The sequence below is a fragment of the Neobacillus sp. DZ-9 genome (genome assembly GCF_059587065.1).
On sequence record NZ_JCAIOL010000001.1, the window covers coordinates 20270 to 43131 of the forward strand.

General features: G+C 39.2%; 26 protein-coding genes and 1 riboswitch. Of the genes, 16 read left to right on the forward strand and 10 right to left on the reverse strand.

Going from position 1 to position 22862, the window contains the following annotated elements:
• Positions 1 to 131 precede the first annotated feature (131 nt).
• On the forward strand, positions 132 to 704 hold the full coding sequence (locus tag AC59HZ_RS00105) for a beta-class carbonic anhydrase (protein WP_496543903.1): 573 nt from the start codon (positions 132 to 134) through the stop codon (positions 702 to 704).
• Here the strand turns inward: AC59HZ_RS00105 and yidD are convergent.
• Complete coding sequence (yidD, locus tag AC59HZ_RS00110; RefSeq protein ID WP_496543904.1) at positions 701 to 928, reverse strand: membrane protein insertion efficiency factor YidD; 228 nt, start codon at positions 926 to 928, stop codon at positions 701 to 703. The genes AC59HZ_RS00105 and yidD overlap by 4 nt on opposite strands.
• A 142-nt stretch (positions 929 to 1070) precedes the next feature.
• Here yidD and AC59HZ_RS00115 point away from each other — a divergent pair, with 142 nt between their 5' ends.
• Entirely contained in the window at positions 1071 to 1544 is a 474-nt protein-coding gene (locus AC59HZ_RS00115; protein ID WP_430067097.1) for an S-ribosylhomocysteine lyase, read from the forward strand.
• Positions 1545 to 1694: 150 nt separating this feature from the next.
• On the opposite strand, the gene ytzI is transcribed toward AC59HZ_RS00115, so the two are convergent.
• Together ytzI and AC59HZ_RS00125 are read right to left on the reverse strand one after the other, a co-directional pair.
• Positions 1695 to 1871, reverse strand: coding sequence for a YtzI protein (gene ytzI, locus AC59HZ_RS00120; RefSeq protein WP_496543905.1), 177 nt, complete (start codon positions 1869 to 1871; stop codon positions 1695 to 1697).
• A gap of 85 nt (positions 1872 to 1956) precedes the next feature.
• Entirely contained in the window at positions 1957 to 2214 is a 258-nt protein-coding gene (locus AC59HZ_RS00125) for a DUF6154 family protein (RefSeq protein ID WP_223595769.1), read from the reverse strand.
• Positions 2215 to 2434: 220 nt separating this feature from the next.
• Here AC59HZ_RS00125 and AC59HZ_RS00130 point away from each other — a divergent pair, with 220 nt between their 5' ends.
• The gene (locus tag AC59HZ_RS00130; RefSeq protein ID WP_496543906.1) at positions 2435 to 2758 is read left to right on the forward strand and encodes a hydrolase; all 324 of its coding nucleotides are present in this window, start codon (positions 2435 to 2437) and stop codon (positions 2756 to 2758) included.
• Positions 2759 to 2842: 84 nt separating this feature from the next.
• On the forward strand, positions 2843 to 3313 hold the full coding sequence (gene ytkD / locus AC59HZ_RS00135) for an RNA deprotection pyrophosphohydrolase (protein ID WP_496543907.1): 471 nt from the start codon (positions 2843 to 2845) through the stop codon (positions 3311 to 3313).
• A 21-nt stretch (positions 3314 to 3334) separates the two neighbouring features.
• Here the strand turns inward: ytkD and AC59HZ_RS00140 are convergent, their stop codons facing one another.
• The 3 genes from AC59HZ_RS00140 to AC59HZ_RS00150 are packed head-to-tail and all read right to left on the reverse strand — an operon-like array spanning position 3335 to position 5940.
• A complete protein-coding gene (locus AC59HZ_RS00140) occupies positions 3335 to 4141 on the reverse strand; it encodes an ABC transporter permease (protein ID WP_496543908.1) in 807 nt (268 codons plus the stop codon).
• Positions 4122 to 4898, reverse strand: a complete 777-nt coding sequence (locus tag AC59HZ_RS00145; RefSeq protein ID WP_496543909.1) for an ABC transporter ATP-binding protein — start codon at positions 4896 to 4898, stop codon at positions 4122 to 4124. Before AC59HZ_RS00145 ends, AC59HZ_RS00140 begins: the two co-directional genes overlap by 20 nt.
• A gap of 22 nt (positions 4899 to 4920) precedes the next feature.
• Complete coding sequence (locus tag AC59HZ_RS00150) at positions 4921 to 5940, reverse strand: ABC transporter substrate-binding protein (protein ID WP_496543910.1); 1020 nt, start codon at positions 5938 to 5940, stop codon at positions 4921 to 4923.
• 107 nt (positions 5941 to 6047) lie between these two features.
• Between AC59HZ_RS00150 and AC59HZ_RS00155 the strand changes: the two genes are divergently transcribed.
• From AC59HZ_RS00155 to AC59HZ_RS00170, 4 genes are all read left to right on the forward strand, one after another.
• Positions 6048 to 6848 (forward strand): alpha/beta hydrolase family protein, encoded by an 801-nt coding sequence (locus AC59HZ_RS00155; RefSeq protein WP_496543911.1) that lies wholly within the window; start codon positions 6048 to 6050, stop codon positions 6846 to 6848.
• A 38-nt stretch (positions 6849 to 6886) separates the two neighbouring features.
• Entirely contained in the window at positions 6887 to 7129 is a 243-nt protein-coding gene (locus tag AC59HZ_RS00160) for a DUF2584 domain-containing protein (RefSeq protein WP_496543912.1), read from the forward strand.
• A gap of 866 nt (positions 7130 to 7995) precedes the next feature.
• Positions 7996 to 8514 carry an RNA polymerase sigma factor gene (locus AC59HZ_RS00165; protein WP_496543913.1) on the forward strand — a complete coding sequence of 173 codons (519 nt, stop codon included), beginning with the start codon at positions 7996 to 7998 and terminating at the stop codon, positions 8512 to 8514.
• On the forward strand, positions 8498 to 9454 hold the full coding sequence (locus AC59HZ_RS00170; RefSeq protein WP_496543914.1) for a hypothetical protein: 957 nt from the start codon (positions 8498 to 8500) through the stop codon (positions 9452 to 9454). Before AC59HZ_RS00165 ends, AC59HZ_RS00170 begins: the two co-directional genes overlap by 17 nt.
• Before the next feature lie 16 nt (positions 9455 to 9470).
• Here AC59HZ_RS00170 and pckA read toward each other — a convergent pair whose 3' ends face one another.
• Positions 9471 to 11054 (reverse strand): phosphoenolpyruvate carboxykinase (ATP), encoded by a 1584-nt coding sequence (pckA, locus tag AC59HZ_RS00175; RefSeq protein ID WP_496543915.1) that lies wholly within the window; start codon positions 11052 to 11054, stop codon positions 9471 to 9473.
• A 264-nt stretch (positions 11055 to 11318) separates the two neighbouring features.
• A riboswitch (SAM riboswitch) is annotated at positions 11319 to 11448 on the forward strand.
• A gap of 264 nt (positions 11449 to 11712) precedes the next feature.
• On the opposite strand from pckA, the gene metK reads away from it, so the two are divergent.
• Together metK and asnB are read left to right on the forward strand one after the other, a co-directional pair.
• Entirely contained in the window at positions 11713 to 12912 is a 1200-nt protein-coding gene (gene metK, locus AC59HZ_RS00180; protein ID WP_496543916.1) for a methionine adenosyltransferase, read from the forward strand.
• 216 nt (positions 12913 to 13128) lie between these two features.
• Positions 13129 to 15033, forward strand: coding sequence for an asparagine synthase (glutamine-hydrolyzing) (asnB, locus tag AC59HZ_RS00185; protein WP_496543917.1), 1905 nt, complete (start codon positions 13129 to 13131; stop codon positions 15031 to 15033).
• 165 nt (positions 15034 to 15198) lie between these two features.
• Here the strand turns inward: asnB and AC59HZ_RS00190 are convergent, their stop codons facing one another.
• Entirely contained in the window at positions 15199 to 15711 is a 513-nt protein-coding gene (locus AC59HZ_RS00190; RefSeq protein ID WP_496543918.1) for a gamma carbonic anhydrase, read from the reverse strand.
• Positions 15712 to 15992: 281 nt separating this feature from the next.
• Between AC59HZ_RS00190 and AC59HZ_RS00195 the strand changes: the two genes are divergently transcribed.
• The gene (locus AC59HZ_RS00195; RefSeq protein ID WP_496543919.1) at positions 15993 to 16796 is read left to right on the forward strand and encodes an alpha/beta hydrolase; all 804 of its coding nucleotides are present in this window, start codon (positions 15993 to 15995) and stop codon (positions 16794 to 16796) included.
• A gap of 6 nt (positions 16797 to 16802) precedes the next feature.
• Positions 16803 to 17897 carry a tetraprenyl-beta-curcumene synthase gene (gene tbcS / locus AC59HZ_RS00200; protein WP_496543920.1) on the forward strand — a complete coding sequence of 365 codons (1095 nt, stop codon included), beginning with the start codon at positions 16803 to 16805 and terminating at the stop codon, positions 17895 to 17897.
• A gap of 22 nt (positions 17898 to 17919) precedes the next feature.
• Here tbcS and mnmM read toward each other — a convergent pair whose 3' ends face one another.
• Together mnmM and mnmL are read right to left on the reverse strand one after the other, a co-directional pair.
• The gene (gene mnmM, locus AC59HZ_RS00205; RefSeq protein WP_496543921.1) at positions 17920 to 18492 is read right to left on the reverse strand and encodes a tRNA 5-(aminomethyl)-2-thiouridylate-methyltransferase MnmM; all 573 of its coding nucleotides are present in this window, start codon (positions 18490 to 18492) and stop codon (positions 17920 to 17922) included.
• A 4-nt stretch (positions 18493 to 18496) separates the two neighbouring features.
• Positions 18497 to 19447, reverse strand: coding sequence for a tRNA modification radical SAM protein MnmL/YtqA (gene mnmL, locus AC59HZ_RS00210; RefSeq protein ID WP_496543922.1), 951 nt, complete (start codon positions 19445 to 19447; stop codon positions 18497 to 18499).
• A gap of 232 nt (positions 19448 to 19679) precedes the next feature.
• Between mnmL and AC59HZ_RS00215 the strand changes: the two genes are divergently transcribed.
• The 4 genes from AC59HZ_RS00215 to AC59HZ_RS00230 all read left to right on the forward strand — a co-directional run bounded on the left by AC59HZ_RS00215 (position 19680) and on the right by AC59HZ_RS00230 (position 22531).
• Positions 19680 to 19943 carry a YtzC family protein gene (locus tag AC59HZ_RS00215; protein ID WP_496543923.1) on the forward strand — a complete coding sequence of 88 codons (264 nt, stop codon included), beginning with the start codon at positions 19680 to 19682 and terminating at the stop codon, positions 19941 to 19943.
• Positions 19944 to 19957: 14 nt separating this feature from the next.
• Positions 19958 to 20122: a glycogen biosynthesis protein GlgD gene (locus AC59HZ_RS00220; protein WP_496543924.1), complete on the forward strand. Its 165-nt coding sequence runs from the start codon at positions 19958 to 19960 to the stop codon at positions 20120 to 20122.
• 439 nt (positions 20123 to 20561) lie between these two features.
• Positions 20562 to 21074, forward strand: a complete 513-nt coding sequence (locus AC59HZ_RS00225) for a NapC/NirT family cytochrome c (RefSeq protein ID WP_430067077.1) — start codon at positions 20562 to 20564, stop codon at positions 21072 to 21074.
• A 2-nt stretch (positions 21075 to 21076) separates the two neighbouring features.
• The gene (locus tag AC59HZ_RS00230) at positions 21077 to 22531 is read left to right on the forward strand and encodes an ammonia-forming cytochrome c nitrite reductase subunit c552 (protein ID WP_496543925.1); all 1455 of its coding nucleotides are present in this window, start codon (positions 21077 to 21079) and stop codon (positions 22529 to 22531) included.
• Positions 22532 to 22862 lie beyond the last annotated feature (331 nt).

Consider the following 22862-nt stretch of genomic DNA (forward strand, 5'->3'; position numbering starts at 1 on the left):
GTATAATACGGAACGATTCCGATTTCCAATTGTATCTTACAAAAAAATTAGCCTGTTTGCAAGTAAAAAATTTGTTTCAAACATGTGAGATAGGTATGCTTAAAAGGAGAAAAAGAAAAGGTGGGAATAATATGAATAACACATCATTATTAAATGACATTCTAGTCCATAATCAGAAATTCGTAGAAGATCACGAATATGAAAAGTATGAGACCACGAAATTTCCGAATAAAAAAATGGTCATTTTAACCTGTATGGATACAAGGCTTCTTGAATTATTGCCGAAGGCTTTAAATCTTGGAAATGGCGATGCGAAACTCATCAAGAATGCTGGTGCCCTTGTGTCACACCCATTTGGCAGTATCATGCGTAGTATTCTTATTGCGGTTTATCAGCTGCAGGCTAAAGAAGTTATGGTCATAGCTCATCACGATTGCGGGATGAGCGGCTTAAAAGCGGATCCAGTTATAGACAGTATGATCGAACGCGGAATTCCTGAAAAAACACTCGATACACTAACCTACTCAGGTATTGACATTAAACAGTGGCTTCACGGTTTTGATAATGTAACGGAAAGTGTCAGCCATAGTGTTGATATCATCAAAAACCATCCGCTTATGCCGGAAGGAGTTCCTGTTCATGGCCTTATCATTGATCCAAAGACTGGAAAATTAGATTTAATTGTCAATGGGTATGAGAATTAATGTTTATGTTTTTCAGGCACCGGGTCAATTCCACCAGGGTGAAAGGGATGGCATTTTAATATCCTTTTTATGGTGAGATATCCGCCTTTTAAAGCTCCAAAACGCTGTACGGCTTCAAGTCCATAATGCGAGCAGGTAGGATAAAAGCGGCAAGTCGGGGGCTTTAAAGGTGAGATTACGCTTTGATAAAAACGAATCAGTGCAATAATTACTTTTTTTAACATTTTAGTCGCTCCTCATTAATGGTTACTTACAAAATACCATATATTAAAACGAAGGTCTAAATTTGTTAAATATAACTAAGTAGATGAAAAAACTCGGAATTTAGTGTATGATAGTTTGTAGATAAAAAAAGGAGTGATACTGATGCCTTCAGTTGAAAGCTTTGATTTAGATCATAATGCCGTAAAAGCCCCCTTTGTAAGACACTGTGGTGTTCATAAAGTAGGAAGTGATGGTGTTGTTAATAAATATGATATCCGTTTTTGCCAGCCAAATAAACAGGCGATGAAGCCTGATGCAATTCATACACTTGAACATTTGCTTGCCTTTAATATCCGTAAGCATTCCGAGAAGTACGATCATTTCGATATTATTGATATTTCTCCAATGGGCTGCCAAACAGGATACTATCTTGTTGTAAGCGGTGAACCGACGGTAGAGGAAATCATAGATCTTCTTGAGGATACAATGAAAGATGCCGTTGAAATCACTGATATTCCTGCAGCAAATGAAAGACAATGCGGCCAGGCAAAGCTTCATGATTTAGAAGGAGCCAAGCGTTTAATGAACTTCTGGCTTGAGCAAAGTAAAGAAGACTTAAAAAAAGTATTTGGGTGATATAAAAAAGGCGGTGTGAGCAGAGCAAAGCGTTCACCCATCCAAAATGGCAAATGAATTATTTCACTTTGACATTTAAAAACTATTTCATTATTGCGGCGCTCCGCCCTTTTTCCTTTAAAATTCCTATTCATTTTGAATAGGAATTTTTTATGCTTTCTTATTATCATTTGAATTTGAATGATCTTTTTGCTCTTGATCCCCATTAGGATTATTTTCTAACGGGTCAACTGTATGCTTATATGTATAGGCTTTCGAGGTTGTGATCACAGCTAATAACAGCACAACAATAACAATGATGATGCATACGACAAACACGGTATACAAGAATATTCCCCCTTTTCCTTATTGTAGCATGAAACAAAAAAGGAAGCCTCGACTAGCGCTTCCTTTTCTCGCGGCTTATGTAATATTAGTGTATATTTCGTGGATAATAAGTATTGGTGCGATGTTGTCCATACTCTTCTTGCGCAAATTTACCTTTTAGGCTTTCAATTAAATAAAGCCCCATTAAATCGTACAATTCCTGTTTACTCATATCTTGAATTAAAGCGAGAAGGTCCTCATGTGACATTTCCTCTAAAAAAGCAAATGCGAGCATATCGATATCTTCTTCATCACCCGTAAGCTTGTTCCGGTACATTTCATATAGTTCATCGACTAATTTCATACTTGAACACCTCCTGCCTTAAATAGTAGTTTTTCTTTTGAATACGTAAACCATTCTCATAACCAGTGAAAATTTATTTTTTTACAATTGACTGAAAAATCTGTTTTCTCTGATTGTATGATTATTATATCGTATTCAATTCTAAAAAATGAATCGAAATTTGTAAAAGAATAAATTTTATCTTTTTGTGGATTAATAAATAGTAAAAGGGGATGACAATATGGATGAACAAAAGAAAACCTATTATATAGACGTAGGGACTGGCGAGATTTCTCAGAGTGCTACCAGTTCAACATGGAGCTATAAAATCCAGGCAACAGATGAAGAAATTATTCAATTACGCGAGTTGTTTGACCAAAATTATTCGACAGAGTTGAAAAACTTTGTCAGGGCGCATATTCCATTTGTTGAATATCATAATGACAGTGATAATCATGCCTATGATAGTACAATCCAACAAGTGTATGGGATGATCTATAAGCTAGGGGATGAAGAGGCACGAAATCATATTGAAAGTATGAATATTTTACAAAAAAATGAATAAAAAGAAGCAGGAAAATCCTAGTCTCTAGGGTTTTCTTTTTTTGTTATAATAAAAATATTAAAAAGAATTTGAGGCGGGTTGGGCATGATTGATTTTTTAGATAGTAATGGAAATAAGGTGACATTGTCCTTTTCTCATGATGTATTTTTAGAAGAAGCAAAGCATGTTCTTGTCATTTGCCAATTCGGGGATGAATGGGTCCTGACCAAGCATAAAAAGAGAGGGCTCGAGTTTCCTGGGGGGAAAAGGGAGTTTGGCGAAACACTCGAGGAAGCGGCTAGGAGAGAAACCTATGAAGAAACCGGGGCCATATTAGATGAATTGAAATATCTCGCTGAGTACAAAGTGTCTGACAAGGAAGGCTCGTTTGTAAAAGCAGTTTTTTGGGGAAAGGTAAAAAGGTTGGAGAAAACAAATACATACCACGAAACAAATGGTCCCATTTTGGTCAAGGGCGATCTTCTACAGCTGCGTTTTGGAGAAAATTATAGTTTCATCATGAAGGATCCGGTCGTGGAGGAATGCATGAAGTGGCTGGAAAATGAAAAAGAATAGTGGCAAGCTTAATGCAACCCACTATTCCTTGATAAGTTTTTTTTCTAATAGATCAACCAGCTGATACATAATCGTTGCAAACAGGGCGATAACCAATAAAGATAAGAAGACCAGTGTAAAATTAAATACCTGGAATCCATAAATAATCATGTATCCCAGTCCTTTTGTGGATACAAGGAATTCTCCGACGATGACCCCAACCCATGAAAGCCCGACATTGACCTTTAATGTTGAAATAATTGTTGGAAAACTGGCAGGCATAATGGCTTCTTTAAAACATTGAAAGCGTGTTGCCCCGAAGGTTTGAAGCACTTTTAAATAATTGGGGTCTACTTCTTTGAAGGAAGTATACACGACGATGGCTGTGATGATTACCGAAATAATGACGCCATTGGCAATTATAGAAGTGTATCCAGGACTTAAGGCGACGATGATCACCGGACCCAAGGCTACTTTTGGCATCGCATTAAATATAACTAGATAGGGATCAAGTATTTTGGACACCAAGGGGGACCACCAGAGAATCGCGGCAATCAGGACACCCAATATTGTACTTATAATAAATCCTACAATGGTTTCCATTAATGTGGCCCCTAAATTCGTTAATAAAGAGCCGTCTTGAATCTTATCAAGGCATAGGGCCCAAATTTTTGAAGGTGAACTGAAAATGAGCGGGTCAATCCATTGCATCCGGCTTAAAAATTCCCAGCTGGAGAATAGGAGCAGGAAAATAATTAACTGATAAAATCGTACCCACCGTTTTTCAATTATTAAGGAATGAATGTAGCTTTTATGGAGGAGTCCCACCTTATATTTTTCCTGATTCAAGTGACTCCAACTCCTTCCATATCGTTTGAAAGATGCCTTGAAAGGCTTCATGATTTCTTGAATCAAAAGGAGAAAGATTCCGAAGCTCTTCGGGCATTTCAAACGTTTTATGAATTCTTCCGGGTTTTGCTGAAAATAAAAAGATTCGATCACTCATAGCAATGGCTTCGCCGATATCGTGGGTTACTAGTATGGCCGTTTTCCCGAATTCATCTAACGTCTGGGAAACTAAATCTTCTAGCTTTAACTTTGTTTGATAATCAAGGGCAGAAAATGGTTCATCAAGCATCAGCAATTTTGGTTCTGTCGCCAGCGTACGGACAAGGGCGACACGCTGCCTCATCCCACCCGATAGTTGCTTAGGAAGCTGTTTTTCCACACCAGCTAACCCAATTTGATTTAATAGGCTATGTGCCGCTGACTTTGTTTTTTCATTGAGCTGTTTTGATAATTTAAGGCCTAATAAAATATTTTCTTCAATTGTTTTCCAAGGAAACAAGTAATCCTGTTGAAGCATATAGCCGATTTCATTTTTAGAGGTAGATACCGGTTTATTTTCTAAAAGAACTGTTCCTTGGGTTGGTTTCAAAAGACTGGAAATAATCGAGAGCAGGGTTGTCTTTCCACAGCCACTAGGGCCGAGGAAGGAAACAAATTCTCCCTCCTCAACCATCAGTGAAATATCGGAGAGGGCCGTGGTGGCAGAGGCTTTGGTGAAATAGGTGTGATGAATATCCTGAACCTGCAAGAAGCTCATGTTGACGGCCTCCCTTTCCTATTTATTTTTTCATTACTTTTTTAGCAATATCGGTATTTACAAGTGTTTTATGATCTACTTCTTTCGGAAGTGAACCAGCTTCCTTCATGATATTTTGGAGGTTATTCCACTCTTCCTCGTCTAAAACAGGATCCGTGGCATAAGAGCCTTGACTCTTATAGCGGTCAACAACGGTTTTCATAATCTCAAAATCGGTATCTGGAAAATAAGGCTCTACTGCTTTAGCAATTTCCTCAGCACTATGCGTTTGCACCCATTGCTGCGCTTTGTAGATGGCCTTTGTGAATTTTTCGATCGTAGCTTTGTTTTCTTTCATATAGCTATCTTTCGCCATAAAGGTTGTATAAGGAACATGGCCAGATTCTTTACCAAAAGAAGCAACAATATAACCTTTTCCTTCTTTTTCAAAAATGCTGGCGGTTGGTTCAAATAATTGGACATAGTCATAATTGTCAGAGGAGACAAAGGCATTAGCAATGTTGGCAAAATCGACGTTTTGGGTTAAGTTAAGGTCTTTATGAGGGTCAATGCTGTGTTTCTTTAATACGAATTCACCGACCATCTGTGGCATGCCTCCGACACGCTGACCAAGGAAGTTAGATCCTTTTAATTGTTCCCATGAAAAATTATCGTTTTTCTTTTTCGCAACCAGGAAGGTTCCGTCTGTTTGTGTTAATTGTGCAAAATTGATGACCGGGTCATTGGAACCTTGAGCATATACATAAATGGATGTTTCAGAGCCGACTAGGGCAACATCTGCACCCCCTGAGATAAGAGTCGTCATCGTTTTGTCGCCGCCGGGGGTCGTGGTAATGGTGACGTCAAGACCTTCATCATTAAAGAAGCCTTTAGAAGTAGCAACATATTGAGGGGCATAGAAAATAGAGCGGGTAACCTCTGCGATCCTTACTTTTTCTAGTTTTGTTGGTTTAGGTGTGTCATTGTTATTGCAAGCTGCGAGTGAAAACATCAGTATAGCAATGAGGAGAAAGGAAAAACTGAATTTTAGCCATTTTCTCATGTATAAACCTCCTTATTTACCATTCAATCTGGGCGTATTGCCTATGATAATGTATGAAAAGGAAAAAAATGTGTGAATGCCCAGTGATAATTAATTTGGAAGGATAGATGACAGAGTTGAACCTTGATGATGGAAAAATCTTAGACATACAGCGGTTTCCTTCACCTAATCCAAAGGTGGAATTAAAAGTAATTACATATCTATCTGGTGGGTTACGGGTAAAGGGGATGCTTGCGGAACCAATATGTGCAGGCCGGATGGATGGTTTTCTTTATTTACGCGGCGGGATTAAAAATGTCGGTAAGGTAAGACCTTCTAGGATTGCTCAGTTTGCCGCTGAGGGATTTATCGTGTTTGCTCCATATTATCGTGGAAATCAAGGCGGAGAGGGCAATGAAGATTTTGCCGGTGACGACAGGCTGGATGCTTTTTCAGCGTATTTGTTGTTGAAATCTTTACCTAGAGTTCAGGCTATCCACATTTTTGGGTTTTCCCGCGGCGGTGTGATGGCGTTGTTAACAGGGATTCAGTTTCCTGATGCAGCTTCTGTTGTCACTTGGGGGGGTGTCAGTGACATGGCCCTGACGTATTATGAACGGAATGATTTACGAAGAATGATGAAAAGGGTAATTGGCGGGACACCTGAAAAATATCCAGAACGGTATCAAGACAGAACTCCGCTTTATGGGCTTGAAAACCTTGTTTCTCCAGTCCTGATTATTCATGGTGTTAAGGACCACAATGTGTCTGTTGAGCATGCTTACCGCCTGGAAAAAAGGCTAAGGGAATTGGACAAGCATGTGGCTTGCTGGTACTTTGAGCAATTTACGCATTATTTTCCCCCAGCCAATAATCGAAAAGTGGTTGAAGATTTAACGAAGTGGATGAAATCCAATGGCAATAAATGATAAAATATGATTATTAAGAGCAGAGGAGCGGATTTTTGATGGGTATGCCTCTTGAATTAAATACGATGATTGTGACAAAGGGTAGAGAGAAGCGAGTAGATGAAAACCTATTTACTTTAGAAAAGGAAGGATTCAGACTCTATCCAATTGAGATTCCAATTGATGTGAGAAAAACAATCGAAAGCGATTCAAACGGAACCGCAATGATAAAAAAAGTAGAATGGCAAAAGAACAGCACAACCATCACGTATCAACTAATTTCATTGAATTCCACGAACTAAGCGGGCTGATAGATGCCTGCTTTTTTTATGGTTACTGTGAAAAGCTTACAGTGACCGCGAAGGTCTTTTTTTATATTGAACGGTCACTATAATCGGTTTATAAAGCCCGTCACCATCAAAAATTCAAGCGGACGGTCGTTATGAACGGCTTATAAAGCCCGTCACCGTCAAAAATTCAAGCGGTTAGTCGTTATGAACGGCTCATAAAGCCCGTCACCGTCAAAAATTCAAGCTGCTGGTCGTTATGAACGGCTTATAAAGCACGTCATGATCAAAAATTCAAGCTGCTGGTCGTTATGAACCGCTTATAAAGCCCGTCACGATCAAAAATTCAAGCTGCTGGTCGTTATGAACGGCTCATAATCCCTTCACCATCAAAAATTCAAGCTATCGGTCGTTATGGACGGCTTATAAAGCCCGTCACCGTCAAAAATTTAAGCTGCTGGTCGTTATGAACGGCTTATAAAGCCCGTCACGATCAAAAATTCAAGCTGCTGGTCGTTATGAACGGTTTATAAGGCCCGTCACCGTCAAAAATTCAAGCGGTCGGTCGTTATGAACTGCTTATAAAGCCCGTCACCGTCAAAAATTCAAGCTGTCGGTCGTTATGAACGGTTTATAAAGCCCGTCACGATCAAAAATTCAAGCTGTCGGTCGTTATAAACGGCTTATAAAGCCGTCGCCATCAAAAATTCAAGCTGCCGGTCGTTATGAACGGCTCATAAAGCCCGTCACCATCAAAAATTCAAGCTTCCGGAAAGTTTAACACAGCTTTTAAAGAAAGTGTAAGAATTAAAAAGAATGAAACGTCTTATTATTATAAAAAATTTTTAAACATAAGTATTTTGTTAGAGGGGGGAGCAAGGTTGGAGCGAGCTCATCCAATTGAAAAATGGTTCATTCAATATGAAAAAGATGTCACAAATTATTTAGTCTATTATACAGGAGCGATGGATGTTGAGGATTTGGTTCAGGAGACCTTTTTGCGGGCGTTTCAAGCCTATAGCCGATATAAAAATGAATCGAGCCCGAAAACCTGGCTGATTTCAATCGCGAGAAATACAGCCATAGATTTTTACCGGAAAAGATCCGTTTGGCAAAAGCTTAAAAAGCTTTTAGATAATGAATCACCAAAACGCCTTGAGCCTACAGAGGAAATGCTGCTTAGGAAATTCGAATATGCAAAATTATACGAGACGATAAACAAACTAAAAGATAATTATCGCGATGTAATCATACTTAGGGGGATTGCCGAACTTTCTTCACAGGAAGCAGGCCAAGTTCTCGGTTGGTCAGAAAATAAAGTGAATGTAACATTTCATCGGGCAGTGAGAAAATTAAATGAGTGTCTGAAGGAGGGGGAGTACTTTGAGGAAATTATCTGATAAAGATTTATTAGAGATGCTCTCAAATTTTCCAAAGCATGAATTAACAACAAAACAGAGAACGGATATGTTAATGGTAATTGATGAGGCAAGTACTAGAGAACATAGAAAACCATTTAACTTTCAAAGACTGGCAGCGTTGGCTGCCGTATTTGTCCTTGTATTACTAGCTCCACTCCTTTATTTTACTGAAAAAAAAGATTCTTCTTCACAAATTACTGGCTCTGGAAGAACCAAGGCAGTACAACAAGGTGAATATTTTGCACTTATGGATACGGACGGCTCTCCTCTTTATGCAGATAGTAATTTTGGTATTCCTAACAAGGTAAGCCTGCTGGCTCCATTGGAATGGATAGAGAAGGACCAAAGGGGTGTATCGAAGATAGCCGTTTATTTATGGGGCGACTATCAAAAAGATTTTGCAAATAAGCCTCTTAAAATTGATGCCGTACATGTAAAAACTGGGGTAAAAGAACATCTGACAACAACGGTCATTTCAGGTGGAATGTATGGTGCAGACGGTCATGCAATGACTGGCTTTAAATCGCTTGATTTACCCGGAATATGGAATCTTGAATTCACTGCAGGCAATAAAAAAATCGGCGAATTTTCCATCTATGTAAAAGAGCCCTACGTTAAAGTTGGTAATTCTACTTTGATGATTTCACAAGAAGATTTACACGCTGGTTTCTACGAGGATGTTTCCATTGAGGTAGAGGGAGATAACCTTCCTTCTGAATTAAAATTAGAGATATTTGCTTTAGAAAATGGAGAGGTATCCGAATTCACCTTTAAAGATAAAACAGATTACACGACAACGGATGGAAAAAAGATTTCGATGTATCAAGGAGATTTCAACCTTAATAAAAGCGGCAAATACCGTTTTACAATTTTACAAAAATCAGAAGAAGTGGAAGTAAGAAAGCCCTTATCAAATTGATAAGGGCTCGTTGTATTTAAGCGATAGGTCCGCCTTTTTCTTCGATTTCTGCAGCAACATTCGTAAACTTTTTAAAGTTTTCACGGAACTTAGCAGCAAGTTCTTTTGCTTTCACTTCATAGGCTTCTGGGTCTGCCCACGTTTTATTTGGCTGAAGAACTTCATCAGGAACACCGGCAATATGAAGCGGGATGTTCAGGCCGAAGATTTCATCCTTGACTGTTTCTACATGGTTCAATTCACCCTCAAGTGCCGCTTGAACCATTGCGCGTGTATAAGAAAGCTTCATACGGTTTCCGACACCATATTCGCCGCCAGTCCAGCCTGTATTGACTAAAAAGACATTGGCATTATGTTCAAGAATTTTTTCTCCAAGCATTTCAGCATAACGAGTTGCAGGAAGCGGCAAGAAAGGCGCTCCAAAGCAAGTAGAGAAGGTTGCTTGTGGAGATGTGATTCCACGCTCGGTTCCGGCAAGCTTAGATGTATAACCGCTTAAGAAATGGTACATTGCTTGCTCTTTCGTTAATTTTGCAATTGGAGGCAATACTCCAAAGGCATCTGCAGTTAAAAATACAATTGTATTTGGATGTCCTGCAACGCTTGGCAGAACAATATTGTCTATAGCTTGAATTGGATAGGCTGCTCTAGTATTTTCAGTTAATGTTCCATCATCATAATCCGGGATTCTGGATTCTTGGTTAACCGTAACATTCTCAAGCACAGTACCGAAACGAATGGCATCGAAAATTTGCGGTTCTTTCTCACGGGTAAGGTTAATACATTTCGCATAGCAGCCGCCTTCAATATTAAAGACGCCATTGGAAGACCAGCCATGCTCATCATCGCCGATAAGCTTGCGATTAGGATCTGCTGAAAGGGTAGTTTTTCCCGTACCGGACAATCCAAAGAATAACGCCACATCCCCTTCAAGCCCAACATTTGCAGAACAGTGCATTGAAAAAATATTGTTTTCAGGAAGCAAATAATTCATCACAGAGAAAATTGATTTTTTCATTTCACCGGCATATTCTGTTCCGCCGATTAACACAATGCGTTGTTCAAATGAAATAATAATAAAGGTTTCTGAGTTTGTGCCATCTACAGCTGGGTCTGCCTTGAAATTAGGAGCAGAGATTACCGTAAAGCCTGCTTCATGTTCAAGCAATTCGTCTTCTGATGGACGAATAAACAGCTGGTGAGCGAATAGATTATGCCAAGCAAATTCATTTACGACTTGAATTGGCAGTTGCGATTTTTTATCGGCTCCGGCAAAACCTTTGAATACAAAGAGCTCATTTTGTTCCTTTAAGTACTCTAATACCTTGTGATAGAGGTTAGTAAATACTTCTTCGGAAATAGGCTGATTGGATCCCCAAGCGATTTTATCCTTTGTTGAATTTTCAACGACAATAAATTTATCTTGTGGTGAACGTCCTGTATACTTGCCTGTGGAAACACGAACTGCACCAGTTGAAGTTAAGGATCCTTCATTTCGGTTTAGAATTTTTTCAACTAGCTGAGGAACTGATAATTGAACTTGGACATTATTTTCTTTAAGTAATTGCTTTAATTCATTGGGAATATGAACAGAATTCATTTTTAATTAACCATCCTTTTTATTTAATTTCAAATGGCGATTATTATATCAATTAGTATAACACATTTATAAAATTAGTCTATACTATTTAGTAAGTTCAAGTTGTATTTTATACATTATTCAGGGAATGCGCAAAAAGAAAATATTTATATCATGAAATTAAAATATTTTTATGTTTAAAGTCATTTGCATGGTAAAAGTTTCATAAATATCGATTGACACCGTTCGATATTGTAGGGTATGATTTTAATTTGAACGGATACTCTCTTATCCCGAGCTGGTGGAGGGACAGGCCCTATGAAACCCAGCAACCTGCAAACGAAGAATGGTTTTGTTTTATTTTTCGGGCAAAGGTGCTAAACCTGAGGCAAGGCTTGGCCTTGAACGATAAGAGTGAAAGGCACGCAAACATTTGCACTCAACCTTTCCTCATGAGATGGAAAGGTTTTTTGTTTTTGTGCTCCATAATCGCTTTTTCTTTATTCCATCGTGAGAATCTTCAGCCGGGTTTATTAATAACAGCTGTTATTAATAAAATACCCGTGTTTATTTCATACTACTAAGGGAATGAGTTCCGTATCAACCCGAGGTTAAACTAACAAGGTAACATAGCCCCACACATAACCTCACTTTATTTAATAATATAGGAGGAATTCAGATGTCAACAAAACGTCGTTTGTTCACTTCTGAATCAGTAACTGAAGGTCATCCTGACAAGATCTGTGACCAAATTTCTGATTCCATTTTAGATGCTATTTTAGCAAAGGATGCTAATGCCCGTGTTGCGGCTGAAACTTCCGTAACAACAGGCTTAGTACTTGTAGCTGGGGAAATCACCACTTCTACTTATGTGGATATTCCAAAAATTGTCCGCGAAACAGTTAGAGAAATTGGTTACACTCGTGCAAAGTACGGCTTTGATGCGGAAACTTGTGCCGTATTAACATCGATCGATGAACAGTCTCCAGACATTGCAATGGGGGTTGACCAAGCGCTTGAAGCTCGTGAAGGACTAATGTCTGATGAGCAAATCGAAGCAATTGGTGCAGGGGACCAAGGTTTAATGTTTGGCTTTGCATGTAATGAAACAAAAGAGTTAATGCCTCTTCCAATTTCACTTGCTCATAAGCTGGCACGCCGTTTAACAGAAGTTCGTAAAGAGGAGCTTCTACCTTATCTACGTCCGGATGGTAAAACACAAGTTACCGTTGAATATGATGAGAACGACAAACCAGTTCGCATAGATACAATTGTTATTTCAACGCAGCATCACCCAGAAGTTTCGCTTGAGCAGATCCAGCGAAACCTTAAAGAATATGTGATCAATCCAGTTGTTCCAAATGAACTAATTGATGAAAATACAAAATACTTCATTAACCCGACAGGCCGTTTTGTTATCGGCGGACCACAAGGGGATGCAGGCTTGACAGGACGCAAAATCATTGTTGATACTTACGGCGGATATGCTCGTCATGGCGGCGGTGCTTTCTCTGGTAAGGATCCGACAAAAGTTGACCGTTCTGCTGCATATGCAGCACGTTATGTAGCAAAAAATATCGTTGCAGCAGGTCTTGCTGATAAGGTTGAAGTACAGCTTGCTTATGCAATCGGTGTAGCAAGACCAGTTTCCATTTCTGTTGATACTTTTGGCACAGGTAAAGTAAGCGAGGATGTTTTAGTTGATCTTGTAGGTGCAAACTTTGACCTTCGCCCAGCTGGCATTATCAACATGCTCGACCTTCGCCGCCCAATTTATAAGCAAACAGCTGCTTATGGACACTTTGGCCGTACAGATGTTGATCTTCCTTGGGAACGTACCGATAAAGCTCAAACATTACGTGAGCAAGCAAATCTATAATTAGCCTGATAAGGAGTTGCATATAAATATGTAACTCCTTTTATATTATTAGAGTCTATTTTAATGCAAAGCGGGGTTTAAGTAGGTCGAAAGAAGTGAAAAATGATTGTACTTGATTTTCCTCAAGTTCACAGTTCCATTTTTATAAAAAAGTGGTAGTATTAGAGAGTATGTTTTTAGCAAGGATATTTTGAACTGGAGTAGGTGAGGTACATAATGTGTGGTTTTATCGGTTGTGTACACGACAAAACACAAAGCTATAGTGATGTAGAAAAACAACAATTTAAAAATATGAACGATATTATAACCCATCGTGGGCCTGATGATGATGGTTTTTATTATGATGACCATATTCAATTTGGCTTCCGCCGCTTGAGTATTATTGATATTGAATCAGGGCACCAGCCGCTGACCTATGAAAATGAGCGCTATTGGATCATTTTTAACGGCGAGATCTATAACTATGTAGAGCTTCGTGAAGAGCTTCTCAATGAGGGCTTAAAATTTGCTACAAGTTCAGACACAGAGGTTATTATCGCTCTTTACAGCCACTTGAAGGAAAAAGCAGTGGAAAAGCTGCGCGGCATGTTTGCCTTTGTCATTTGGGATAAACAAGAGCAATCGCTTTACGGGGCACGCGACCCGTTTGGAATCAAACCGTTCTTCTATTTTGAAGACGGCGAAAGAACGTTCTTTGCTTCCGAGAAAAAAAGTATTCTCCTTGCATTAGAAAACGATGTGCTAAATTATGATTCCTTACAGCATTATTTAACCTATCAATTTGTCCCTGAGCCAAACACCCTGTCAGACGGAATTAACAAGCTCGAGCCCGGACATTATTTTACAAAGAAAATCGGCTCTAAAATGGAAATGAAGCGTTATTGGAAGGCCCATTTTAAGCCAGTTCAGAAATCAGAAAATGATTTCGTCAAAGAAATTCGTGACATCCTATTTGATTCAGTCGAGAAGCATATGCGAAGCGATGTTCCAGTCGGCTCCTTCCTTTCCGGCGGAATCGATTCTTCAATAATTGCGTCCATCGCCAAGCAATTTCATCCTGCTATCAAAACCTTCTCAGTAGGCTTTGAGCATAATGGGTTTAGTGAAATTGATGTTGCCAAAGAGACAGCCGAAAAGCTGGGCGTGGAAAATATCAGCTATGTGATTACTCCAGAGGAATATATGAATGAAGTTCCAAAAATCATGTGGCATATGGATGATCCACTTGCAGACCCTGCCTGCGTACCGTTATACTTTGTAGCTCGCGAAGCGCGGAAGCATGTTACGGTTGTACTTTCAGGTGAAGGTGCAGATGAGTTGTTCGGCGGATACAATATTTACCGCGAACCGCAATCGTTAGAGGTATTTAATAAAATTCCGAGAGTCGGTAAGGTGCTATTAAAAGGGATCGCTAATATGATGCCCGAAGGCACGAAAGGCAAAAGTTTTATCGAACGCGGCGTGACACCAATGGAAGAACGCTATATCGGAAATGCCAAAATGTTCACGGAAGAGGAAAAACGGGAACTTTTAAATGTGTACCGTCAAGGATTAAACTATACAGACATTACAAAACCTCTTTACGAAGAATCCAGAGGCTATGATCCTGTTGACAGAATGCAATACATCGATATTCATACATGGATGCGTGGAGATATTTTATTAAAGGCTGATAAAATGACGATGGCACATTCGCTGGAGCTGCGTGTTCCATTCCTTGATAAAGCTGTATTTGAAGTGGCTTCAAAAATTCCAACAAGCTTAAAAACAGCTAATGGTACAACGAAGTATATTTTACGTAAAGCAGCTGAGGGCGTTGTTCCAGAACATGTACTGAATCGTAAAAAGCTTGGCTTCCCAGTGCCAATCCGTCACTGGTTAAAGAACGAAATGAATGATTGGGCAAAGAAAATCATTCGCGAAAGCAATACAGAACACTTAATTAATAAACAATATGTGTTAAGACTGCTTGAGGACCATTGCCAAGGCAAAGCTGATAACAGCCGGAAAATCTGGACAGTGCTTATGTTTATGGTATGGCATCAAGTATATGTCGAAGACGTTTATTCTTTTCAGCGTGAATATGCCGCAGCAAAAGCTCTTGAAACACTGAAAAACTAACTATAAAAAATGCACCCGAAATATTTGGGTGCATTTTTTATGTCTAGCTTCAGCGCCTAGGGGCTCGAGGTCATAAGCCAATCCGTCGAAAAGGTTAAAAAGCAACCTTTCCGCCGGCTCGTCTTATGCTTGTCGCCCCTGAGCAAGGCGCTTCCGCTTTTCTTATTATGATTGTAAGGACTTATAATATTGCGCTTTCTCAGCATATTCTCTTGTGATTCTTTCCATATCATCTATATCCTCTGGAGTTAATTCTCTAATAACTTTAGCCGGCCTGCCGAATGCTAATGTATTAGGGGGAATTTTTTTTCCTTGCGGGACAAGGCTTCCGGCCCCTATAAAGGCCCCTTCACCAATTTCAGCTTGGTCCAAAACGATGGACCCCATTCCGATTAAGGCCCGTTTTCTGATGATACAGCTGTGAAGAATCACCTGATGCCCAATCGTTACTTCATCTTCTAAAATTAGCGGGTTATTGGGACTTTGGTGTAAGATAGAATTATCTTGGATATTTACTTTATTGCCAATCTTTGTCGGGGCAACATCGCCTCTAATGACGGAATTAAACCAAACGCTGGATTCTTCGCCAATTTCAACATCGCCTGTAATCGTGACATAATCTGCGATAAAGGCCGATTCGGCAATTAACGGATACTTATCTTTAAAGGGATAAATCATACTAGTAGCTCCTTTTTTGATAATGGCTCTTTTTCGTAAACTTTATTGCTTTTAGAACTTATTTAGGGTCATTTACAAAGTTTCTAGGCAATTCTTCGCAAATATTCATACGAAAAGATGCCACGAAAGAATCATGTTATACGGGTTGATGAACCTATACGAAAAACAACAATCTTTGCGAAAATAGCCTTGATGATAGTTCTATTGTAGCGAAGATTGGGAGCCTTTTTCAAAGCTAAAGTTTTTTATTATTTTCAACTATTTTAGGGGGATATAAAAGTATGTGGAAGTGGGAAGCAGAAGGGGATGCAAAAGCGGTCATTGTGATGGTACACGGGGCAATGGAGCACCATCGCAGGTACGGGTGGCTGATTGAGATGTGGCGTTCTTCAGGCTTTCATGTCATTATGGCTGACCTTCCTGGGCAAGGTATGACAACACGAGCCAACCGCGGTCATATCGATTCCTTCGATGATTACATAATTGAAGTGAAGGATTGGGTACAGGCAGCCTACCGCTATAATTTACCAGTGTTTATACTGGGCCATAGTATGGGGGGACTGATCTCAATCCGTCTTCTGCAGGAAGAAAGATTAAATATTGCAGGGGTTATTCTATCATCACCATGCTTAGGCCTTGTAAATACACCTTCAAAATTTTTAGAGTTTGTTTCACATGGGTTAAATGTCGTATTCCCTTCTTTCAGGGTTAATTCAGGTTTAACCGTTCACATGGCGACGAGAAATGCAGACGTACGGGAAGCTGATTCCAATGATACTCTTTATGTGACAAAGGTTTCGATAAGATGGTATCGTGAACTTGCTGCGGCTATGAAGGAGGCATTCCATAAGCTTGAACAAACTCAAGATATTCCGATGCTTCTTATGCAAGGCGGGGATGACAAAATTGTCAAGAAAGGAACCGTTAAGGAATGGTTCAATCATGTCCCATTATCAGAAAAAAGGTTTAAAGAATGGCCAAAATACTACCATGAAATTTTTAATGAACCTGAGCGTGAAGAGGTATTTGAATACGCTAAGGATTTTGTTATTAGTCAATTAAAAGCAATTGGTTATATTGTATAGAAAGGGTTGTCGTATTCCATGAAGCCAATCACCCTTATGTCCAGGGTTTATCGAAAAATACTTCCAGCCGTACACAAAGAATTGGCTTATTGGAAAAGCCGAGCTGAAAAAATTCCGAACCCTGAATTAAGAACTCAGGCTCTAGCTAGTATTGAGCATAAAACCTTTCATTGTGAGGGAGGAAGTATTCTAGCTATCACTTCAGGTGAGCATTATAAAAAAGCAATCAAGTTTATTGTTGCTTATCAAACGATTAGTGACTATCTTGATAATCTATGTGACCGAAGCACCTCACTAGATCCCGATGATTTTGCGGCCCTTCATGAATCAATGCGCGATGCACTTATATTAGATGCGGAAAAGAAAAATTATTACCGGCTTCGCGAGGATCAGGATGATGATAACTATTTGAATGATTTATCAGAAGCCTGCCGCGATATTTTAAGAGATGTTCCACATTATGAATTGATAAAGGATTATCTGCTTGAACTGTGCCAATATTATTGTGATCTGCAAATTCATAAACATGTTGCGAAAGATGAACGAGTGCCGCGTCTTGAAAATTGGTTTCATCGCCATCAAAATCAATTGCCGCCAATGGAATGGTATGAATTCTCTGCCTGTTCTGGTTCAACATTAGGGATATTTTGTCTGATTTCTTATGCGATGAGGGAAGATTTTCAGGCTAGTGACGCCGAAAACATTCGAAAGGGTTATTTTCCCTATATTCAAGGCTTGCATATCCTTTTGGATTATTTTATCGACCAAGAGGAGGACGTTGCCGGAGGCGATTTGAACTTTTGTTCTTATTATGAAAGCGAAGAAACGCTTTTTAAGCGGTTAAAGCATTTTGTTACGGAGGCTGACAGACATACGGAATTCCTTCCCCATAAAAAATTCCATCAGCTAATTAATCGCGGCCTATTGGGGATATATTTATCTGATTCGAAAGTCCGAAAACAGAAAAATGTACGTAAACTGGCAAAAGGAATTATCAAATCTGGCGGATGGATAAGTTATTTCTTTTATTTCAATGGACTTGCCTACCGTTCACTGCAAAAATCGGTGCCATCCTTTGTAACTAGACTTATGATTAAATAAAAAACCAGGCGTGGCCTGGTTTTTACCTTTTTTCAATTGCAACAATAAACGGCGGGTTATTCAGTTGATTGATGAATTGATACTGAAGGACATGTGCTGTTTTTTGGTCTATTTCTTGGCAATATTGAAGTAGGGAATCCCGTTCAACGGCCCCTTTCTCGTGACCGTGATAGATAACAAGAACAATGATTCCTTCAGGTGCCATAATCTTCATTAATTGCTCAATGGCAGCAATAGTCGTTTCTGGCTGGGTCACAATTGATTTATCACTGCCAGGGAGATAACCTAGGTTAAAAATGGCCCCGGTAATTTTTCCATGATAAACCGTTGGTATTTTTTCAAATAAATGCTCATGACCTCCATGAAAGAGGGTTACACGCTCTGACATTCCGTGTGCGCTTAGGTGTTCATTGCTGACATGGATAGCCGCCTCTTGAACATCAAATCCAAACACTTTACCGGTTTCACCAACCAAATCGGCTAAAAATAACGTATCATGTCCATTTCCTAAAGTAGCATCCACGACAACATCGCCGGTTTGAATAGCTTTTTTAAGTAAGCTTTTTGCATACGGAAGAATTCGTTCCATTTTCATCGATTTAAACCCCTTGATAAAATTTACCTTGCCAACTTTCCCGGCGTTTTAGTTCCGCATCAATCGAGTTTAATACTTCCCATTTGTTTACGCTCCACATCGGACCAACCATTAAGTCAATTGGTCCATCACCTGTAATTCGATGGACAATCATTTCCGGCGGTAAAATTTCTAATTGATCGCAAACTAAATTTACATAGTCTTCTTGCGAAAGAAACTCGAGCATGCCCTTTTCATATTGTTTCACCATTGGAGTGCCTTTTAAAAGATGAAGCAAGTGAATTTTAATTCCCTGTACATCTAATTTGGCAACTTCCCGCGACGTTTCCATCATCATGTCATACGTCTCTAGCGGCAAACCATTAATTAAATGCGAACAAATGCGAATACCATGTTTCCTTAGCTTATTGACACCATCTACATAGCATTGAAAATCATGTGCCCGGTTGATCAGTAAAGCCGTACGTTCATGAACCGTCTGTAAGCCTAACTCAACCCATAAATAGGTTCGTTCGTTTAATTCCGCTAAATATTCGACAACATCATCAGGGAGACAATCGGGACGGGTAGCAATCGAGAGACCTACTACGTTTTCTTGCTTTAACACAGTCTCGAACTTTTCTCGCAGTACCTCAATAGGAGCATGAGTATTAGTATAGGCCTGAAAGTAGGCCACATATTTGCCATCCTTCCATTTTGTATGCATTTTATCTTTAATTTTGTTGAATTGTGTTTCAAGTGGCTCGACACGGTTCCCGGCAAAATCTCCGGAACCTGCAGCACTGCAAAAGGTGCAGCCGCCATGGGCGACCGTGCCATCACGGTTAGGACAGTCAAAGCCACCATCTAACGCGACTTTAAATACCTTATGACCAAATTGATTTCGAAGGTGATAATTCCAAGTATGATAACGTTTATTATCAGATGCATATGGAAAAGGTTTAGTCTGAAGCATCAGAAAACCTCCTTTATTTTGAAATAATGTTGATGGAGTGCAAATCAACATTCAAGTTTAAAAAAGTTTGCATAACTTTGATTTTAACATGAAGTGAAAAGCTTATCCATTGAGTTTATCACAGTAGAATTCCCAACATTTATCAAATCGTTCATTGTCATAGGAAAGCGAATGGAGAACAGAATAAGAAATGAAGCAGTGTGCTTCTAAAGAGAAGAAGGGGGTTCTAAAGATGGCAACTCGTGAATCCATGGAGACATTAATGCAGCAATGTGAGGATGCTATTCGATATGCCCAGGATCAATACAAGGAAAGCAGCCTTCAAGAGCATTATAATAACGACGATTACACTAAAGCCTTACAAACGCTTGAAGAAACCTACCAAGATATTGCAACAATGGCCCACAGTGCAAATTCCCAGCAGCGGGAGCAGCTTCACAGAATGAGGCTGCAAATTCAACAGCTTCAAAACAATTTGATCCTGCAAGGGAATTAAGGGAGGGAAACTTTTTGAAAAAACGTTCAAAACAACAAAACCCCGAACAAAAAACACGAAATGGTATCAATAATCAAGATATTGAATTCGGACAAGATGTTGATGTCGTAAAGCAGGCTAAAAAGCAATATGAAAATTCAGGCGGCCAGCCAGTAAAATCGAAAATGCATCAAGAATAAGACAATCGTCATAATAAAAATGGCAAGATCCCTCATTTTTTTTCTTTGAGGGATCTTTTTTTCTGCATCAAATTACTTTCAAAAGTGCTAAAAATCACATGTGACATCAATTTCTCATTAAAATCACCTTCAAAATAGGATAAAAACCCTGTTCACATTTTAGAAACATCTCCCATTTAATGTGTGATGCAGGTCACAGATTGAGATGTTTTTAAATGGTTTAAATAAGATATTGGATGAAAATACTTAATTCCAAAACTTCCACTTTTTTCTAGATAAACGATTGTTTACTAGCATATTTATTCAAATTTTATGTGAATTTGTTCACAAATTATCCACATCTATTAACCGCTCGCATTTTTAGTTGTCAAATTAGGATTAAGGTATTAAGGTACTTTAACTATAAAAAGAGAAAAAGATCTTAATGGGAGGTGAAGAGATGATTAAAAAACTTCTTAAAATCGACAAAAAGCTCTTAGTTGTTATGGCTCTGTTAGGCGGAGTATTTTTATCGCTGGTAACAGTAAAAACCATGGCCTACACAGATTCACCGGGCTTTTGTCAAAACTGTCACACGATGCAATCGGTTTATACTTCATTCATGGACTCAACCCACGCGAAATTGTCGTGTAATGACTGCCATCTTCCCCACGAGAATATAGCTAAAAAGCTTTTTTTCAAGGGTCGGGCTGGGATGACACATGTGTACTACAACTCCTTAGGCACAGAGGACATTCCTGACGTCATTCATGCGGCAGACAGAACAATGAAAGTCATTAATGAAAACTGTATCTCCTGCCACAAAAGTACGATTACGAACGTATCACATGATGCTAAGGATAGCTGTGTTTCCTGTCACAAAACCGTACCGCATGGAAAAGGCTTTAAGGATGATCATTATAAAGAGCCGCCTAAATCAGGAGAGTTATTAGAGAAAAAGGGAGGATTTTAAAAATGGGAAGGTTAAGATATGGGGCATATCTTTTCCTGGTCGCAATGGTATTGATCATATCCGGGTGTGGTCATGATTCCGGTGAGAAAACAGCCGCTGCAGCAGGTCAAAAGACAACGGGCCTATCTGAAGACGAAATTAGTAATGAGGCGTTTAAAAAACTATTCCCGCTTCAATATAACAGCTATAAGAAAAATGAAAAAATGGAAGACACCACCTACGGAGGCTCTGAAAAACGAAGCAAATATGAAGCAGATAAAGAGCCTCTGCTGCCAATCCTATTTAACGGATATGGATTTGCAACGGAGTACAATGAAGAACGCGGCCATACTTATGCACTAGAAGATATTCGCAGCATTAAACGGATTACCGATAAATCTGTTGGATCTTGTTATACATGTAAATCAACAGCAGTGCCAAAAATGATTGAAGAAATGGGTGACCACTATTGGGGAGCAAATTTTAACAAGGAAATTTGGCCAAAAGGTGAAGCCTTGGGTCACTCACCAATAGGCTGCTCTGACTGTCATGATCCCAAAACAATGGATTTACGTGTAACGCGGCCAAGCTTTTTTAAAGCGCTAAAAGCACAGGGTGTTGATGTTTCTAACCCAACGAAGAATGAAATGCGCAGCTACGTTTGTGGTCAGTGCCATGTTGAGTATTATTTTTCTGCAAAAAACAGCGAAGTTACTTTTCCGTGGACGAAGGGCTTTAAACCAGAGGACATGTATGAATACTATAATACTATTGCCAAACAGAATGGGTTTGAAAAAGACTGGATTAGCAATATCTCCGGAACCCCTATGTTAAAATCGCAGCATCCTGAGTATGAAACCCATATGTCAGGAACACACGGAAAAGCAAATGTATCCTGCGCTGATTGTCATATGCCATATGAGCGGGTAGATGGAAAAAGAAAAATAACCTCACACTGGTGGACATCACCACTTAAAACCATGCAAACTTCTTGCGGACAGTGCCACGGTGATCGTGATTTGGATAAACTAAAAGACCGCGTTCTTGAAATTCAAGAAGCAAACGTAAGTGCCTTACATGAAGCTCAAGAAGTTTCAACCACCTCACACTATTATGTAAACAAAATGATTACGTCTGGTGTAAACAAAGATAAAATAAAACAAGCTCAAGAATATGTACGCCAGGGTCAATGGTACTGGGATATCGTTGCAGCTGAAAACTCTGCCGGCTTCCACAACCCGCAAGGATCGATGGATTCACTAAGGATTTCAATTGAGCAGTCCAACAAAGCAATCCGCTTAACGACGGAAGAACTAGTGAAAAAAGGCGTCAATATGGAAGAGCTTGATAAGGAAATTGAAAAAGTGAAAAAAGCAGTCTTAGAAGAAAAAGAAAATGATAAGAAAAAAGATAAAGCGGTAAATGCCTACTTCCCTGCACAAGCACCGATTGTACCGGCGACGCCAATAAAAAAATAGACTCCTTCCTTTAGAATCCGTATTCGTCCCGCCAAGAAGGAACAAGGATGATATTGGAAAAAGCCTGAGAATAAGATCATTTTTGAAACACTGTTTCTTGTATAGATACAGTGTTTTCTTTTTTATTTTGTCAAGAGATTAGTGAGGTGTCAATTTGAGGAATTTTTATCTCGGAAGACGGATATAATTAAGAGTTTCGCGAAATTAATTCAAAAACACGCGAAATCATTGCCTAACGATTATTGTTTAAAGAAAAAGATTGCACATAAATATAAAAAGGTCTAAAATTACCAAGGATATCGAAATAATTTTATGATAAAGGAGCGTATTT

Coding starts and splice junctions, on each gene's coding strand:
- AC59HZ_RS00230 (WP_496543925.1), top strand. CDS start 21,077: ATGGGAAGGTTAAGATATGGGGCATATCTTTTCCTGGTCGCAATGGTA.
- AC59HZ_RS00105 (WP_496543903.1), top strand. CDS start 132: ATGAATAACACATCATTATTAAATGACATTCTAGTCCATAATCAGAAA.
- AC59HZ_RS00225 (WP_430067077.1), top strand. CDS start 20,562: ATGATTAAAAAACTTCTTAAAATCGACAAAAAGCTCTTAGTTGTTATG.
- AC59HZ_RS00115 (WP_430067097.1), top strand. CDS start 1,071: ATGCCTTCAGTTGAAAGCTTTGATTTAGATCATAATGCCGTAAAAGCC.
- AC59HZ_RS00130 (WP_496543906.1), top strand. CDS start 2,435: ATGGATGAACAAAAGAAAACCTATTATATAGACGTAGGGACTGGCGAG.
- AC59HZ_RS00155 (WP_496543911.1), top strand. CDS start 6,048: ATGACAGAGTTGAACCTTGATGATGGAAAAATCTTAGACATACAGCGG.
- mnmM (WP_496543921.1), bottom strand. CDS start 18,492: ATGAAAATGGAACGAATTCTTCCGTATGCAAAAAGCTTACTTAAAAAA.
- pckA (WP_496543915.1), bottom strand. CDS start 11,054: ATGAATTCTGTTCATATTCCCAATGAATTAAAGCAATTACTTAAAGAA.
- asnB (WP_496543917.1), top strand. CDS start 13,129: ATGTGTGGTTTTATCGGTTGTGTACACGACAAAACACAAAGCTATAGT.
- AC59HZ_RS00145 (WP_496543909.1), bottom strand. CDS start 4,898: ATGAGCTTCTTGCAGGTTCAGGATATTCATCACACCTATTTCACCAAA.
- AC59HZ_RS00125 (WP_223595769.1), bottom strand. CDS start 2,214: ATGAAATTAGTCGATGAACTATATGAAATGTACCGGAACAAGCTTACG.
- AC59HZ_RS00150 (WP_496543910.1), bottom strand. CDS start 5,940: ATGAGAAAATGGCTAAAATTCAGTTTTTCCTTTCTCCTCATTGCTATA.
- AC59HZ_RS00195 (WP_496543919.1), top strand. CDS start 15,993: ATGTGGAAGTGGGAAGCAGAAGGGGATGCAAAAGCGGTCATTGTGATG.
- mnmL (WP_496543922.1), bottom strand. CDS start 19,447: ATGCTTCAGACTAAACCTTTTCCATATGCATCTGATAATAAACGTTAT.
- AC59HZ_RS00160 (WP_496543912.1), top strand. CDS start 6,887: ATGGGTATGCCTCTTGAATTAAATACGATGATTGTGACAAAGGGTAGA.
- AC59HZ_RS00190 (WP_496543918.1), bottom strand. CDS start 15,711: ATGATTTATCCCTTTAAAGATAAGTATCCGTTAATTGCCGAATCGGCC.
- yidD (WP_496543904.1), bottom strand. CDS start 928: ATGTTAAAAAAAGTAATTATTGCACTGATTCGTTTTTATCAAAGCGTA.
- metK (WP_496543916.1), top strand. CDS start 11,713: ATGTCAACAAAACGTCGTTTGTTCACTTCTGAATCAGTAACTGAAGGT.
- AC59HZ_RS00215 (WP_496543923.1), top strand. CDS start 19,680: ATGGCAACTCGTGAATCCATGGAGACATTAATGCAGCAATGTGAGGAT.
- ytkD (WP_496543907.1), top strand. CDS start 2,843: ATGATTGATTTTTTAGATAGTAATGGAAATAAGGTGACATTGTCCTTT.